A 15,123-nucleotide genomic window follows, 5' to 3' on the forward strand; every position below is an offset into this window, starting at 1 on the left:
AATGAAAAGGGGCCCGCCTGAATCACTTCAGGCGGGCCCTTCTCTTATTGGCAAAGCGGCGTCCGTACGGTTGCTCAGCCGTGATCCATCACCGTCTCCACCAGCATCTGGTTGAAGCACAAGTAATCTTCCTCCTCGAGAGGCGCCGGATAGCTCAGCATCCGCAGGGCATGGCCCTCGTAGTCAGGCTGATAAGGCGGGTGCACATGGGCATAATCGTTGAGGCAAAAGCCCAGCCCCTGATAGAAACGCAGGCGGCGAATGGCAATCTCATCCTCTGGCGGATCGATCTCGAGAATGACGGTTTTTCCCGCCTGTTCGCAAAATTCGGCCAGCAGACGGCTGCCGTAGTTGCGGCCACGGAGCGCCGGGTTGATGGCCAGATGTTCGATATAGATCTGCTCACCGCAGGCCCACCAGAAGATGAAGCCGAGCAGCTGGCCGTCCTGATAAAAGATCTGGCAGTGATAGCGAGGATCCCGCATCTTCTGCGACTGATGCTGTGACTGGCGCTGCTCGTAGCGGGGAAAACTCTCCCCATAGATCTGCCAGACCAGCGGCCACGCCGGATGGTTTATCTCTCTAATCACTTCACTTTCAATCATCAGGACTACCTCTTATTCATTTATCGGAATCTTCATCTATACATGAAAAGTTCTGCCACATCATCCTCTGAGTAAATAACAGCCAGGTTCCCGGATTAACGGGCGCCATCAGCTTGCGAAGCAAACTGCAGCTGCGTGCCATCGGGCAACAGCGCCAGCACGCTTTGAGCGGCCAGCTTTATCCCTGCCAACTCGGTGGCCGGGCCGAAGTTGGCTATCAGTCGGGTGCCATCGGCAAACTCGCTCTGCTGCACCTCTCCTCGCTTATCGAGCCAGCGAAAACCGGTGAGCGGCTGGTTGTAGAGCCGTTGGTGCAGCGGGCGGAAGAAGGCATCGAGCCCCTTGAGGTAGGGAATGCGCGCACTGGCACTATCCAGACTGAGGTTGAGCAGGGGCGGCACATTGTAGAGCTGCTGCAACAGTTCGGTGACCTGACGGCTCTCCTTGAACTTGAGGCTGTCCATCGTCCAGTGGTGGGTGGTCACTATGCTGTCGTGAAAGACGCTCTGGAACAGCGGCAGCCGCAGCGCCGGATCGAAGTAGAGCCCCTGATACCCGGGCTTGAGGCGGCTCTGGCGAAAGAAGTAATCGGGCTGATGCTCGGGATACCAGGCCCCCAGATAGTAGGGTGAGCGCTTGTTGCGGCGCATATCGGGATCCTGCCAGCCAAAGCCGCTGGTCTGGGGGCCGTGGGCAAAGGCCGCGGTGCGGTTGGCAACCGCCCCGCCCTCCTCGGAGCCCACCAGCACACCCTGACTCTTGGCAATCCACGCCATCCCGGCCAGCCGGTTTTGCGCATCCTGCGCCTGAGTGGTCGGCTTGGCCGGGTCGAAGTCGTCAAACACCATGCCGGTCGCCGCCACATCGAGGAACCAGCTGTTGTAGTGGCTCGCCTGCTGCAACCAGGGCACGCGTTGCTCCATCACCGGGCGCACGCAGGCCTGATTGGTGTAGACGCCGCTGTTTTGAAAACCGCTCTTGCGCCGACCGTTCTCCTGCATGATGCCGCAGCGCAGATAGATATCCTGCCCCATCTGGGCGGTGAGCCAGCTCTGCTGCCGATTCCCCTCCGGCAGCGCCGTATCGTAGGAGTCGTAAGGGGCAATGAGATAGCCCGCCGCTTTGGCAAGTTCAATCCCCTGCGGAGCGGCAAAGCCCGCCGTCCACTGGGGCAACCCCAGCCAGAGTTTTGGTAGTCCAGCCTGCTTGAGAGCAGCCATCATCTTGGCCGAGCTGCCATCACCCCAGCTTTGCGGCTCGTTGAGCGCAGCGCCCAGTTGCGTGGCCGCCAGTGCGCGCCGGGCAGTGAAATCGGCCGGTTGCTGACCCGGATGGCGCACCGCCAGCGCCTGTTCTACTCCGGCCAGCACCCGGTTTTGCAGATAGCGGTTGCGGGCCAGATCGGGCGCTTGCAGCGCCGTTTTGCTCTCCCCCTTGAGCCAGTCAGCGGGCATCAGGCGGCGTAGCGTGGGCCAGCTCTTCACATCCTGTGGCACCAGCAGTCGCTCGCCCCAAAGGTAGAGGTGAGAGGCGCCGATCAGCCGTTTGCCATCCGGTACCGCCGCCAGCTTGCTTTCGAGCGACACCAGCTCGCCCCGTGCCTGCAACCAGTGGCGATAGGCCTTGGCCGCCGCCAGCCAGTCGTTGCCCGGCTGCAGCGACACCGCCACCTCATAGGGGTCAGCCTGATTAAGGCGATTGACGCTGTGGGTCGCAGTGAGGGCAATGCCATCTTGCTTAGGAGCAAAGGTGAGCCGGTTGTTGAAAGGGTTGGCAAAGAGGATCGCCAGCTGTTGCTCCCCATGATCCAGCCCGACCAGCGGCAAGGTCAGATTATCCGTGGTGTTGATCCCCTGATACTCCTCCACCAGCGCCTTGCGCCACGCAGTGTGGGTAGCCGGAATGCGAAATCCCTCGTGGATCGGCAGCATCAGCGCCTGTGCCCCTGCCGGAACCCGCGGCCATACCAGCTCGCCAGTGGTCGCGCGGCTCAGGGTGAGGATCAGGCGGTTGCCCTCAAGGCGGGCCAAGGCCAGCACCTCGCCATCGGCGCGGATCAGCCAGCTGGCACGCTCCCCCTCCTGCAGCAAGGCGGTGACAGGCTGACGCGGGCCGGGAGAAGAGATGGCAAGGTGCTTGCCCGATGGCAGCACAGCCTCGGCCGCCAGGGTGGCGGGATCCAGCTCGATGCGCCACTGATCGTTGGCAAGGGTCAGCGCCTCCACAGGCAGTGAGAGCAGGGAGAACAGCGGCGCCAACAGCAGCAGCGGGCGGATCCGGCTCGCTAATTCGGGGGGGAAAGTCATGGTCGGTGATTCCTGATAACACACGGGAATCGCCATTTCAGCAGATCGGCAGCCTGCGATTGTCAGGCCAATGTCAGGATTGCGTGCACCAGCCTATCAAGACGACCATTAATCCACCGGCCCAGCCTGACTGTGGCTTAGCTGCAACACCAGCTGGCCGCGCTGGCTGGTCTGCAGCAGCGAGAGGGTGCGCCAACTGTCGGGCGTGGCGGCTGGCCAACCCACCTTGCCATCGAGAGGCAGACGGTTCCACCACAGCAGGGAATATTGCGGGCGGGCCAACATCGCCTGATCGAGCCAGAGCGGCGTACAGGAAGCGGGATTGGCGGGGGGATTGGCCACCGCCTGTGGCGAGCGGGAGAGCCAGTCCAGATCCTGCACCGCAGGCAGCGGCAACGCCACCTGCCAACGCTGGCCCGCCACCGTCAGCCGCAGCTGATAGAGTCCGGCTGGCAAGGGCGTCGGTAGATCGGCCCCGACAACCCTAACTCCGGAGTTCTCTTCCGCCTCCCACTGGGCACCTGCCAGTCGGTCACGGCCAGCGGGATCGATAAGTTCCGCGGCGGTGATGGGCCCCTCGCCGGTCAGCTGCACCCGATAGTCCCGCAACAGCGGCGCATCGCGCTGGATCAGCTCAAGACGCAGCTCGCTCACCCCATCAGGCAGAGTGAGCGGGAAATCCTTGCCGCAGTGCTGGGCACTGAGCGCAGCCAGCATCCCCTGCCAGCTACGGCGCTCGGCATCACTTGTGAGGGCGGGCCATGCCTGCTGCAAAGATTGCCAGGCGTGCCGGTTATCCCCCAGCAACAGCGCCAGGGTAGCCGGTTGCAGTGGATCGGGGCGATCGGTTTCCAAGAGGCGTTCGGTTGCCATCACGCTGCCTGCATTCAGAAGGCCGCCGCTTAGAGCCAACAGCAGCGCAGCCAGCGTTGTGCGCTTCACGCTATCACCTCCAGCCGGTAGCCGATGCCGCGCACCGTCTCGATAGCCAACCCGGGCAGCTTCTGGCGCAGTTGCAGAATATGGGTATCGACGGTGCGGGTGGAGGGAAACGCCTGATAGCCCCATACCCGGTTGAGGATCTCCTCCCGGCTCAGCACCCGCCCCGCCATCCGCACCAGCAGGGTGAGCAGGGCAAACTCGGTGGGGGTAAAGCTCACCTCCGCATCCTGCCAGCTCGCCTGCATCCGGGCGGGGTGGAGCTGCAAGCCGCCCACCGCCTGAGTGCCATCCCCCAGCTGGCGCAGCTGAGCCCGGATCCGCGCCAGCAGCTCGTCGTGGGAGAAAGGCTTGGTCAGGTAGTCGCGCGCCCCCGCATCGAGCCCGGCCACCCGATCGCTCACCTCCACCCTGGCGGTGAGCACGATCACCGGCAGCGCCTTGCGCGCCAGCCACAGGGGCAACCAGTCGAGAGCATCCCCCTCCGGCATGGTGCGATCCAGCAGCACCAGATCCGCCGCCAGCCACTGCTGCTCCGCCGCTGTCAGGGTATCGCACCAGAGGCAGCGATATCCCTCGCGGGTCAGATAGCGTTGCAGGTTCTCTGCCAGCAGCGCCTCGTCTTCGACAAGCAGGATGGTCTTCATGATTCGGGGTCGCTCCAGAGTTGGCAGGGCAGCGTCAGGGTGAAGGTGGTGGGCGGGCCGGATAGGGTGAGGCGCCCGCCAAGACGGCGCAGCAGATGGCGCACGATGGCAAGCCCCAGCCCCAGACCATCGGCACGGGCACCGCGGCGCAGCAGGGTGGCGAGCCGATAACTCGGCAGCTCGCCGCCATCGCTGACCGCGAGGATCAAACGCCCCGCCTGCCAGCTGGCACAGACGCGAACCGGTGCACGGCCATGCTGGCTGGCGTTGCGCAGCAGGTTGTCGAGGGCGAGATCGAGCCAGTAGAAGGGGAGCGCCAGAGTCATCTCCCGCTCAAGGCAGAAGGTAGCGCCATGGCGCTCGCAAGCCAGGGTGAGCCACTCGGTGAGACTGACCGCCACCCGCTCATCCTCGAGAGTCTCTGCCGCCAGATAGTGGCGACTGGCCTGCGCCAGCTGATGCAGGCGGGCGACACTGCCCAGCAGTTGCCCCACGCTCTGCTGAGCGGAAGGGGGCAGCCGGTCGAAATCGTGGCGCAGCTCCTCGCTGATGCCAGAGAGCGCCATGATGGGGGTGCGCAGCTCGTGGGTCAGCATCTGCAATGCGACGCGCCGCTCCCGCAGCAGGCGCCAGCGCTGCCAGCTGGCCCATCCCAGCAGCAAGATGAAACCAAGGGAGCTGGCCAGCGCCAGCCACTGCCAATGCAGCATGGGGCGCTCGTTGATGCAGAGCGCGCCGACCCGCTCCTGACAGGGGCCATCGACCCGGCTATCCAGCATCACGCCGAGCCGCTCGGCCAACGGTTGCCACCGCCCGGCGCCATAACGGCACCACTGCCCATCGGCAAGCAGCCAGAGCTGGCCGGATTGTAACAACCAGCGATCGCCCCGCAGCAGGGCGTCGAGGTTGTCATCATCAAGATCCCCAAGCCGCCCCAACTGATCGCGCCGCTCCCGCACATGGAGCAGAGCGTCGAGCCCGAGCGCCGGATGGCGAACCAACCAACGGGCGGCGCTGGAACCGCCCAGCGGATAGACGGGGTGAGCGGCAAACCAGCTGGCTGAGGGCACAGGTCCCTCTTTGCAAAGTGCCCGCAGCAGCGGCAACCACTCGGCGGGCAAGGCGTTATCTGCCCCGCACTCCTGCTGGTAGCGATAGATCGCCTGCAACTGGCGCAACGGGTAGTGTTGCCAGCCGGGCTGAAGGGAGTCGGGAGCAATCAGGCGACGGTCGAGCCGCTGCACCTCGTCAAGAGGCAACACCTGTTCGGGAGCCAGTTCGGCCAGCTCACCAGCCAAACGATCCGCCAGCGGTCCGGCCAGCACCGGATACGCAATGCCGTAGCAGATCAGGGAGCAGAGCAGCAGGATCAGGCGCATGGGTTCAACTCGGCATGGCTCCGGATAGGAGAGGTGCAATAGAAGGCGGCGACACAAAAAACGACTCGCCCCAAGAAAAAATGTCAGCGCCATTCTTCAATGGCACTGACATCCGGTCAACCGCTAACGGCCTTGGCGCCGTTCCCGCCACATCATTTGAACCGTGACTCACATTGAGCCGGCACCAGTGCCGTCTGCCCCTCGCCTTTGACCCGCAAGGCGGGCTCAAAGAGCGGGATATCCTTGCTGCGGGCGATGCCGATAGATCTGCATAGTAGACAGTCGGTCGCTCCGTTCGATCCTTGTTAGCGGCTCGTCAGCCTCACTGGACAAAGTGCCACTGACGCAACGCCAGCGTAGGAGCTGGCCCCTGATCTTCCCCCATATCCGCCATGCCCAGCGCCTCGTCATAATGCACCCCGCCCGCACCGCTCTCGGTCAGATACTTGGCACGCACCGCCCCGTATAGACCGCCACTACCGGCGATCTTCATCTCGGTGAGCGGAGCATAGAGGGCGGCATAGAGCGGGGTATTGCCCGACAGCTTGACCCCATCCTTGCCACTGTATGCGGAATAGATGGAAATCGCCGGATTACCTGCCGGTGTCAGTCCCTGCTTGCCTGCCGTGACCTCGGCTCCGGCCCCGAGATCGATCTTACCGCTGACGATCAGGGTCAGACTGCTCCCCTCGCTCACCGTCAACTTGTTGCTGCCAGTCATGGTGAAATCCTTGTCGATCAGCAGCACCACATCCCCCTTGATGGTGAGACTGGCATCGGCCCCCATATTGAGGCTGTCGAGCTTGTAAACGGTCTGCTCCTTGCCAAACAGCTCCCCCTTGCCGGGTAGCGGCAGCCCGGGCTTATGCTGGTTGCTGCTGGTGACCGAGCCGGTGGCGGGATCCGTGGTCAGCACCATCTGCTGGGTGGCCCCCAGCGTCAGCGGGCCATTAGGCGGCAGATTGGCCAGCTTGGGGGATTTGGGCAGCGCCGCCACGTTGAGCGGGTCACACACCTGCCCGGCCACCGGTGGCAACTTGGGGTGGGTGCGGTATTGGGGGTCCAGATACTTCTGGTTTTCAGGGTCATTGAAGCTGCCAATGCCGCCATAGCTCAGCTGTCCACTGTCAATACTCGTCTTCCAGCCCATAGCAACGTCACCATTGACCGCCACCTGACCACCGATGCGCCCCCCTTTCAGGGTCAAACTGCCGCCCCCTTTCACATTGCCGGAGACCCGGACAATCTTGTCCGAAGAGGGGGAGATAATGACGTCGCTCCCTGCATTCACGTTGCCGGAGATCGGTGAGGAGCCGTTGAGGGTCACGGCCCCGGTCGCTCGCACATCGCCCCAAATCGGCGAATTGCCGTCGAGCACCACATTGGCCTTGTCGCTGACGGTCGCCACCTTGGCATTCTGGTTGATGTTGGTGCCACCATATTTGCCCTTGCGCGAATCATAGCTGTCGATAAAACCACTGCCGGAGAGGCTCAGCCCTTCGCACGCCACCACCGAATCCTGAAAAACCTGATTGCCCGGCTCGCGCTTGAGGGCAAACAGCGCATTGAGACTGGCATTTCCCTCCAGATAGCGGCCATTGCTCTGCAACGCCAGCTTGCTGTCGGTGGAGGCATCCAGCTGATCGATGCTAAAGCGGCTGCCCACCATGGCCCCTTCGCCCTTGCCCGGTACCTTCTGCACCAGTTGATCCCACTCGATGCGCGGTTCAGCGCCGAGCGCCTGATGCAGGGCGCGATAACTGTCGTTCATCCCCTGCTCGGCACTAAGCTGCGCATTGATCTTCTTGTGAAAATTGCCGCTCAGACGAGTCTGCAGTTGGTTCTCCTGAATGCTAGTAAACACCAGCAGACTCGACAGCAGGCTCACCACCAGCACTACCAGCAGCACGGCTCCCTGCTGCCCCTGCAATCCCTTGTTCATCCAGCTCCCCCTGCTGTGGCGTTGGCACCGGATGTGGCCAGCGCTGCCGCCCAGACCGCCTTGCGGCGGGCCACCTGCACCTCTACTCCCGGCTCCAGATAGCTGGGCAGCCCTTCGGGCAAGATGCGGATATTGACCAGCGCACCCTGCTGGCCGAATTCAAGATCCTGAAGATCCGCCAGCAACAGGCGCGGGCCGTCCCCGTCATCGCAACTGAGTACCGGCGGCGTGAAGCGGTATTGCTCGGTAAAATTGGCGGTTTTCTGGTTGCCAAGGCAGGAGAGCACCTGGCCGCCCCCCTCCACCTTGAAGGCCAGTGTCAGGCGATCCGGTGTGACGGCAATCAGCTGATCCGCCTGCTTGATGCTGTTGGTAAAGGTGAGGGTGGCAAAGCGCAGCACCTCGTTCGCCTGCTCCAGCGCCTTGCTCTGCGCGACCGTGCTCTTGATTGGGGCGTAACCGGCAAAAATCGCCAGCATCAGCATCAGACCAAGCACCATGGAGATCATCAGCTCGACCAGACTGACGCCTCGCTGTCGGGAAGGGACGCTCAGCATAGGGGCGGAAATCCTGCGTTCAACTCAACCCGCTTGGCACCGGATACCCGCTCATCCTGCCACTCGATGGCGACCACAAAGTTGTCGCTGTAACGGTTCGGCAGCACCAGCCGGTGGCCATCCTGCAGGGTGAAACGCTTGAGAAAATCGGCCTGGGTAAACCGCTCCGGCTTGCGCTGCACCTCACACAGCGAACTCCAGATCTGCTCCACGCTGTTGCTCGCCTCGATAGTGGCCAGCGTGCTCTGCAAGCTGTAGTGCGCCTGCTGCAACGAGACCACCTGACCCTTGGCGAGACCGAGAAACACCATCACCGCCAGCACCATGGAGACCATGATCTCCACCAGATTGAAACCCTGCTGGCGGGCAAGTCCAGCGTGTCTCATGAGCAGCTCCCTTGCAGCAGCTGGCCGCTCGGGGCCACGCAGAGCACCCGCTGATCACCAATACGATTGGCCAGGATGATCTCGGCGTGGCTGCTGCTGCCGGTTGGCGCGATCTGGATGGGCTTAAACGGCTGGATCACCACGCCGCCACCGGGGGCCGCCGCCTGACGCAACAGCTGGCTGTCAGCCATCACCTCCCAGCCACCGTTTTCGGTGCCCTGCAGCACCACCGGCAGGGTCAGCTTGACCGCTTCGCTGCGGGCAAAACGGTAGGCGGAAGCGAGTTCGGTCGCACTGCGATCGAGCCGCTCGGCCGCGAGGCGCTGGCTCATGGAGGGCACCCCGACCAGCAGCAAGATGGCGGCAATGCCGACCGTGATCATCAACTCAATCAGGGTAAATCCGCGCACGTTCATCTTATGATCCCCAGCAGTCATGACGATTGGCCGCGCGATAACCGGTCTGATCGAGGGTCAGAGTGCCGCACTCATCCTGTTGTCGCGTCGTTGGAATGGCTTTGAGCAGGTAGTCACCAGCGTCTTGCTGGCTGTAGCTGAATTGGTAGAAATCCGTGTTGGAAGGGGTGGCAAACAGGTCGGGATAACGGCCCTGCTGGGTATAAATACGCTCGAGGGCGAGCGCCTGCTCCAGCAGTTGCTGCTGCGCGTCGTAGCGACGCCCCTGTTGCAGATAACCCTGATACGCAGGCAGCGCGATGGCCGCGAGAATGCTGACAACCGTCATGGCGATCAGCAACTCGATCAGACTAAAGCCCCGGCAATGGGGCCATGCCGTACAGTCGCTCACTTATCATCCTTGGCAAGTGTTGTTATTGGTCGGCCCTGGGCCGTGAAACAGCTAACTTAATAATCATAAAAAATTAACTATCTCGATTGAACAATACAACGCCACCTCACTCAACGACAAAAAGATAATTATGTGATCTGTTATTAGTTTTTAAGCCGCTTGCACCACCACTAATCTCGCCAAGCAAATAAAGTTGAGCTAATAGTGCCCCCGACCCATCCGCAGTGCGATCCCCTGCTGGAACCGCGCTAAATGGATAAAAGTGAGATGGATAGTGAGACGGATAGTTAGGCGGAAAGTGAAACGAAAGCGTGAAAAGAGAGAGTGAAAAAGAGGGTAAAAAGAGAGTAAAAAGAAAAGTGCGGCCGACTTTTGCTATCCCTGTCCGTTTCTGGTTAGTCACCCCCTTACTCTCTTGCCATCTATTCCAGCAAAATATCCCGGCAAAGCCGCCACGCCATGAATGCCAAGCCAAGCCCAGAGCCGTCAGCGCATGAGGTGATCAACAACCTCAGCCGCGAACAATGCCGCGCGGCTCGCCCGCGATGCCTGCTTTGATGACCGCTTCTTTACTGGCATGCTCTCGACCGCCATCTAGTGGCGACCTGAACTAGCCCCACCGCCCGTGGCAACCGGCCTGCGCACGGGGATGCTGGCGGGCGACACGGCCCGGCAGCTGACCCACGCTCTGCTGGGCGAAAGAGAGCTGCCGATCGAAACCGTGGCGCAGCTCCCGCCAGCCCATATGAACCGTCACCTATTTGAACAGTCCCTTGAGCAGCTGATCGGCCACCCCTTTGACGGCATCATTATCGGCCTTGTCGCCGAGCAACTTCTTGAGACCGCGCTCGGCCTCCTTGCGCGCCTTCTCCTCCAGCAGCTTGTTGTTGCTGAGCAGCGCCTTCACGTCGAGCTGATAGCTGGGCGCCTGCCAGTGGCCGCCAATCCGCACCGGAATGGTGATCTCTTGCAGTTCATCCAGATCCTTACCCCCCTGCCCCTTGCTGCTCTCGACGATGGAGGTGAGAAACAGGAAGTCGAGGCTCTCCGGCACCAGCGCAGTCTGCCCTTCGCCCTTGACCCGCAAGGCGGGTGCAAAGAGCTGGATATCCTTGCTGCGGGCGATGCCATCGGCAATCTGGAAGCTGGCGGTCAGGGCGCTGAAGTCGGTCTGGCGCGCCTCTTTCACCTGCTCGGCCCCCTTGCCGGTGAGGGTAGCCCGCGCCTCGCGGATCATCTCCGGCAGGTTGATGCCGTGCAGGGCGCCATCGCTCAACTTCAATGTGACGTTGCCCTGCATCTGGTTGCGCAGCGCCAGCGCGGAGAGACCGCTGCCCTGCACCTGCACATCGAGATCGCCCTTGCCCTCCAGCAGATCGCTGTGAGCCAGGGTCTGCAGCAAGGGACGAATGTTCACCCCGGCCACCTGCTTGTGCACCTTGTAACTGACTGGCTGCTGCCGTGCATCGAGTACGCCGTTCGCCGTCACCTGACCACCCGCCACGGTCGCGTTGAACTGCTTGAGCGTAAGCAACCCCTTGGCGAGCAGAACCTGCAAATCCACAGCGCCGAGATCCAGCCCTTTCAGACGCAGGCTGCCGAGCTGCAAGCGACCATCCAGATCCACCCCCTTGAGCGCACTCAGATCAGGTTCGACTGCGGACAGGGCTTCACTATTGCCAGTTGCCGCTTTATTGCCGCTTGCCGCGGCGTTGGGGGCACTGGCCGCCGGTTTGACCTCTTTCGGCTGTGCGGTCGTGGCCAGAGTCGGCTTGGCGAGCCAGCTGTCGAGATCCAGCTTCTCCCCATGGAGATCAAAGGTGATTGCCGGAGTGGCGCCAAGCTGCACGGCGCCATCGCCGCTCAGCAGCGCCTCATCGGCACTCATCACCAGCTTGCTCAGGGTAATCAACTGCTTGTCGAGCTCGGCACGGGCAAACCCGGCCAGTTTCAGCGTCATCTGTGGGCGCGGCAGCGCATCACCTTCCAGTGCTGCGGTCAGCAGCACATCGGAGAGCTCGGCCAGCTTCATCTCCTTGTCGAGCCGTCCCTTGAGTGTCCCCTCAAGCGAGCCAGCCAGCGCAGACTGTGTGCCCTCGCCTTTGGCCCCCTTGAGCGCCAGAGTGAGGTTGCTCCACTCACCCAAAGCCAGCCGATCTCCCTTGATGGAGAAGTTATCGAGCCGCAAGGCTGGTGCACTCAGGCTACCGCCGAGATCCAGATCTTTCAGTTCACTGGCCATCACCTCTTGCGCCAGCTTGATTTGGGTCTGCCCTTTCACGTCAAAAGCGAGCTTGTCGGCACTCCCCTTGGCGGCCAGGGTCACGGGAACCCACTGCCCCGTAATCAGCTGCCCGATATCGAGATCGAGACGCGCTAGCCGCAGTGAAGTACCACGGCGATCGTCCTGCACCAATGCACTGGCCTGGGAGAGCGCGACACCCTGCAAGCTGATCTGCCAAGGCTGACTCTCGCTAGCCGCAGCCGGTGCGGCAGCAGGCTGAGCTGACTCGCTCGTTGCTGTCGCAGTTGAGGCAGCAGCGTCTTTGATCAGGCCGCTCAGATTGGAGCTGCCATCAGCTTTGGTCTGGATAAAGAGATGGGCGCCACTCAAGGTCACCTTGCCGATCTCCAACCGATGGGAGAGCAGTGGTAACAGGGCCACCGATGCCTCACCCTGCTCGAAGCGGACGAGATCCGGCTCGGCAAAACCGTCCGGATTGCGCAGGGCGACCTGCTCCAGCGAGAGGCCGAGGCTCGGCCAGAAACGCCAGTCAATCTCTCCCGTCATCACCAGCTCGCGTCCCGTGCTGTTGCGCACCTGCTCTGCCAGCTGGGGTTTGAATTGATTCGGGTCGATCAGGCTGACCAGGGCAGCAATAGCAACCACGGCGGCGACTGCCACTCCCAACACTATGTAGATGATCTTCTTCACAACAAGCTCCTTGAATGCGGATCCTGACAGTGACTATATCATCCGGAGCACACTGATGAGCGCGGCGATGAAAGCGGTACTCGTCAGTGGGGATGCGCGGTGGCAATGCTGTCGCAGTGGCTGTAGCCGACCAACTCGATAGATGCGTTGCACATGACCTACCGAGCTGCCCTGCTAAATTGCCCTGCCGAGCCACACAAGGTGAAAGGAAAGGGTGCGACCGATTTTTGCTATCCCTGTCCGTTTCTGGCTAGTCACAGCCCCCTCGCCCCCTTACTCTCTTTGCCATGTTCCCAAGCAAAGCCGCCATGCAATGAATGCCAAGCCAAGCCCAGAGTCGTCACCGGATGAGGTGATCAACACCCTCAACCGCGAACAGTGCCATGCCGCGCGGCTCGCCCGCGATGCCCGCTTCGATGGCCGCTTTTTTACCGGCGTGCTCTCGACCGGCATCTACTGCCGGCCAGTCTGCCCGGCACGGCCACCCCACGAGCACAATGTGCGCTACTTCCAAAGCGCCGCTGCCGCCGAGCAGTATGGGCTGCGACCTTGCCTGCGCTGCCGCCCTGAGCTGGCCCCCGCCGCCCGTGGCGATCTGCCTGCTGAACTGGCACGCCTGCTGGCCCGCATCGATCGCGGCGAGCTGGCTGACGGCACCCTCGCCGAACTGGCTAAAGAGGCCGGGATCAGCGAACGCACCCTGCGCCGCCAGTTCGAGCAGCACCTTGGTGCCTCGCCAAAACAGGTGGAACAGACGCGCCGCCTGTTGCTCGCGAAACGACTGCTGACCGAAACCGGGCTGCCCATCACCGACATCGCATTTGCCGCCGGTTTTGCCAGCATCCGCCGCTTCAATGACGCCTGGCTCAACGCCTACCGGCTGGCCCCGCGCACCCTGCGCCAGCAGGAGCAGCACGATGACGCGCCAGAGCACATGGGCGCGCAGCCGCGTGGCGCCACCCTGACCCTGCAACTGCCCTATCACCCCCCGTATGACGTGGCGGCCATGCTGGCGTTTTACCGGCTGCGGGCGATCCCGAGGCTGGAGCGGGTGGATGGTGAGGTGTATGAGCGGCGCTACCGGGTCGGCGATCTGGTCGCGCTGGTGCGCATCGCACAGGGCAAGGGGCATAGCCTGCAGCTCACCGTCCATGATCTGCCGCTCGCAGCGCTGCCCGATCTGCTCTATCGGGTGCGCCGGATGTGGGATCTCGATGCCGACATGCAGCGGATCGGCGATCTGCTCGGTCAGGATCCGCTGCTCGCCCGTTTGCAGGCACGCTGGCCCGGCGTGCGGTTACCGGGTGGCTGGGACGAGTACGAGGTGATGCTACGCGCCATCGTCGGCCAGCAGGTCTCGGTCAAGGGGGCCATCACCATACTCGGGCGACTGGTGGCACGCACCGAGGCGCAATTCGGGGTGGCGCAGCTGCCGACCCCCGCCCAGCTGTGCGAACTCGATCTCGACGGTATCGGCATGCCCGGCAGCCGCATTCGCACTCTGCGGGGAGTAGCACAAGCACTGGCCAGCGGCGAGCTGACCCTCACTACGGCCAGTGACGAGCAGTTGCTGGCGCTACCGGGCATAGGCCCCTGGACAGTTTCTTACTGGCGGCTGCGCTGCGGGCTGGATACCGATGCTTTCCCCGCCTCCGATCTGGTGCTGCAAAAGGCGCTGGGGGGCGGCGCCAAGCTGCCGGTGAAGGAGGTGTTGGCGCAGAGTGCGGCCTGGCAACCGTGGCGCAGCTATGCGGCCAGCTGGCTGTGGCACGCCATGAGTGAAGCGCCCAATTTGCTGCGCCATGCCACCGACAACGAAAACCAGCCAGATAACCAACCACAGGAGATAACCCCATGATCCGCTACGATATCCTGCCGACCCGCTGCGGCGATCTGCTGGTCGCCATCAATGAATCTGGTCTGGTGCATGTGGACTTTGTGGCGGGCCTGCGGGCACTGCCCGATATGAGTGGCTGGCAGCAAGATCACGGGGCGCTGGCCCCCTTCCTCGCCGAGTTTGACGCCTATTTTGCCGGTCGCTTGCAGCGCTTCTCCCTGCCCCTTGCCGCCCGCGGCACCGCCTTTCAACAAGCGGTGTGGCAAGCGCTGTGTGATATTCCCTACGGCGAAACCCGCAGCTACAGCGATATTGCCCGCGCCATCGGCAAACCCGATGCGGTACGGGCAGTAGGCGCGGCGAATGGCCGCAATCCGCTCTCGATCATAGTCCCCTGCCATCGGGTGATCGGCCGAAACGGCAGCCTGACAGGCTATGCGGGGGGATTGGAGATCAAAAAGATGTTGCTGGATCTGGAAAATAGCCAGCGTAATACCACAACAAGCCACGCTACCTGAATATCACACGTTATATGCTATACCTCGTCATAAATTATAATTGAGAGCACATAGCGTAACGTTAAATAACAAACCAGGCATGATAGCCTTCACATTAAGGTAATATCGCAACATCCAACAACCATGACCCAACGAAAACACAACAATTGAAATGGAAATTTCCTTTCCGTTCCAGATTATCAAGTGTGATTACCATTCATTTTTACCCTCTGCTCAATTAGTATTATGCTGACCACAAACCACTTTTAATGACCGTTAGCGAATC

The 15,123-nt window shown here is 62.1% G+C and carries 14 protein-coding genes; 2 read left to right on the forward strand and 12 right to left on the reverse strand.

Going from position 1 to position 15,123, the window contains the following annotated elements:
- Nucleotides 1-74: 74 nt before the first annotated feature.
- The 12 genes from BN1135_RS00880 to BN1135_RS00930 form a co-directional block, all read right to left on the reverse strand.
- Nucleotides 75-605 carry a GNAT family N-acetyltransferase gene (locus BN1135_RS00880; protein WP_042018114.1) on the reverse strand — a complete coding sequence of 177 codons (531 nt, stop codon included), beginning with the start codon at nt 603-605 and terminating at the stop codon, nt 75-77.
- Between the two features lie 95 nt (nt 606-700).
- Nucleotides 701-2,911 (reverse strand): glycoside hydrolase, encoded by a 2,211-nt coding sequence (locus BN1135_RS00885; protein WP_042018116.1) that lies wholly within the window; start codon nt 2,909-2,911, stop codon nt 701-703.
- A 108-nt stretch (nt 2,912-3,019) separates the two neighbouring features.
- Nucleotides 3,020-3,853: a DUF2861 family protein gene (locus tag BN1135_RS00890; RefSeq protein WP_042018117.1), complete on the reverse strand. Its 834-nt coding sequence runs from the start codon at nt 3,851-3,853 to the stop codon at nt 3,020-3,022.
- Nucleotides 3,850-4,497 (reverse strand): response regulator transcription factor, encoded by a 648-nt coding sequence (locus tag BN1135_RS00895; protein WP_042018118.1) that lies wholly within the window; start codon nt 4,495-4,497, stop codon nt 3,850-3,852. Before BN1135_RS00895 ends, BN1135_RS00890 begins: the two co-directional genes overlap by 4 nt.
- A complete protein-coding gene (locus tag BN1135_RS00900; RefSeq protein WP_042018120.1) occupies nt 4,494-5,876 on the reverse strand; it encodes an ATP-binding protein in 1,383 nt (460 codons plus the stop codon). The genes BN1135_RS00895 and BN1135_RS00900 overlap by 4 nt, the downstream gene beginning before the upstream one ends.
- A 322-nt stretch (nt 5,877-6,198) precedes the next feature.
- Complete coding sequence (locus BN1135_RS00905) at nt 6,199-7,818, reverse strand: DUF7305 domain-containing protein (RefSeq protein WP_042018121.1); 1,620 nt, start codon at nt 7,816-7,818, stop codon at nt 6,199-6,201.
- Nucleotides 7,815-8,375 carry a PilW family protein gene (locus BN1135_RS00910; protein ID WP_042018123.1) on the reverse strand — a complete coding sequence of 187 codons (561 nt, stop codon included), beginning with the start codon at nt 8,373-8,375 and terminating at the stop codon, nt 7,815-7,817. The genes BN1135_RS00905 and BN1135_RS00910 overlap by 4 nt, the downstream gene beginning before the upstream one ends.
- On the reverse strand, nt 8,369-8,761 hold the full coding sequence (locus BN1135_RS00915) for a type IV pilus modification PilV family protein (RefSeq protein ID WP_042018125.1): 393 nt from the start codon (nt 8,759-8,761) through the stop codon (nt 8,369-8,371). The genes BN1135_RS00910 and BN1135_RS00915 overlap by 7 nt, the downstream gene beginning before the upstream one ends.
- Entirely contained in the window at nt 8,758-9,177 is a 420-nt protein-coding gene (locus BN1135_RS00920; RefSeq protein ID WP_042018126.1) for a GspH/FimT family pseudopilin, read from the reverse strand. The genes BN1135_RS00915 and BN1135_RS00920 overlap by 4 nt, the downstream gene beginning before the upstream one ends.
- Nucleotide 9,178: 1 nt before the next feature.
- Entirely contained in the window at nt 9,179-9,568 is a 390-nt protein-coding gene (locus BN1135_RS00925; RefSeq protein ID WP_042018129.1) for a type IV pilin protein, read from the reverse strand.
- A 610-nt stretch (nt 9,569-10,178) separates the two neighbouring features.
- Complete coding sequence (locus BN1135_RS21930) at nt 10,179-10,325, reverse strand: hypothetical protein (RefSeq protein ID WP_175479096.1); 147 nt, start codon at nt 10,323-10,325, stop codon at nt 10,179-10,181.
- On the reverse strand, nt 10,326-12,503 hold the full coding sequence (locus BN1135_RS00930) for an AsmA family protein (protein ID WP_042018130.1): 2,178 nt from the start codon (nt 12,501-12,503) through the stop codon (nt 10,326-10,328).
- A gap of 313 nt (nt 12,504-12,816) precedes the next feature.
- On the opposite strand from BN1135_RS00930, the gene BN1135_RS00935 reads away from it, so the two are divergent.
- Entirely contained in the window at nt 12,817-14,361 is a 1,545-nt protein-coding gene (locus BN1135_RS00935) for an AlkA N-terminal domain-containing protein (protein ID WP_042018131.1), read from the forward strand.
- On the forward strand, nt 14,358-14,858 hold the full coding sequence (locus tag BN1135_RS00940; protein ID WP_042018132.1) for a methylated-DNA--[protein]-cysteine S-methyltransferase: 501 nt from the start codon (nt 14,358-14,360) through the stop codon (nt 14,856-14,858). The genes BN1135_RS00935 and BN1135_RS00940 overlap by 4 nt, the downstream gene beginning before the upstream one ends.
- Nucleotides 14,859-15,123 lie beyond the last annotated feature (265 nt).

The organism is Aeromonas sobria, from assembly GCF_000820145.1.
GTDB lineage: Bacteria > Pseudomonadota > Gammaproteobacteria > Enterobacterales > Aeromonadaceae > Aeromonas > Aeromonas sobria.

What these genes read in the sequence shown, in the direction of transcription:
- BN1135_RS00885 (WP_042018116.1), bottom strand. Translation starts at nt 2,911, where the DNA reads ATGACTTTCCCCCCCGAATTAGCGAGCCGGATCCGCCCGCTGCTGCTG.
- BN1135_RS00910 (WP_042018123.1), bottom strand. Translation starts at nt 8,375, where the DNA reads ATGCTGAGCGTCCCTTCCCGACAGCGAGGCGTCAGTCTGGTCGAGCTG.
- BN1135_RS00915 (WP_042018125.1), bottom strand. Translation starts at nt 8,761, where the DNA reads ATGAGACACGCTGGACTTGCCCGCCAGCAGGGTTTCAATCTGGTGGAG.
- BN1135_RS00905 (WP_042018121.1), bottom strand. Translation starts at nt 7,818, where the DNA reads ATGAACAAGGGATTGCAGGGGCAGCAGGGAGCCGTGCTGCTGGTAGTG.
- BN1135_RS00940 (WP_042018132.1), top strand. Translation starts at nt 14,358, where the DNA reads ATGATCCGCTACGATATCCTGCCGACCCGCTGCGGCGATCTGCTGGTC.
- BN1135_RS00935 (WP_042018131.1), top strand. Translation starts at nt 12,817, where the DNA reads ATGAATGCCAAGCCAAGCCCAGAGTCGTCACCGGATGAGGTGATCAAC.
- BN1135_RS00920 (WP_042018126.1), bottom strand. Translation starts at nt 9,177, where the DNA reads ATGAACGTGCGCGGATTTACCCTGATTGAGTTGATGATCACGGTCGGC.
- BN1135_RS00880 (WP_042018114.1), bottom strand. Translation starts at nt 605, where the DNA reads ATGATTGAAAGTGAAGTGATTAGAGAGATAAACCATCCGGCGTGGCCG.
- BN1135_RS00895 (WP_042018118.1), bottom strand. Translation starts at nt 4,497, where the DNA reads ATGAAGACCATCCTGCTTGTCGAAGACGAGGCGCTGCTGGCAGAGAAC.
- BN1135_RS00900 (WP_042018120.1), bottom strand. Translation starts at nt 5,876, where the DNA reads ATGCGCCTGATCCTGCTGCTCTGCTCCCTGATCTGCTACGGCATTGCG.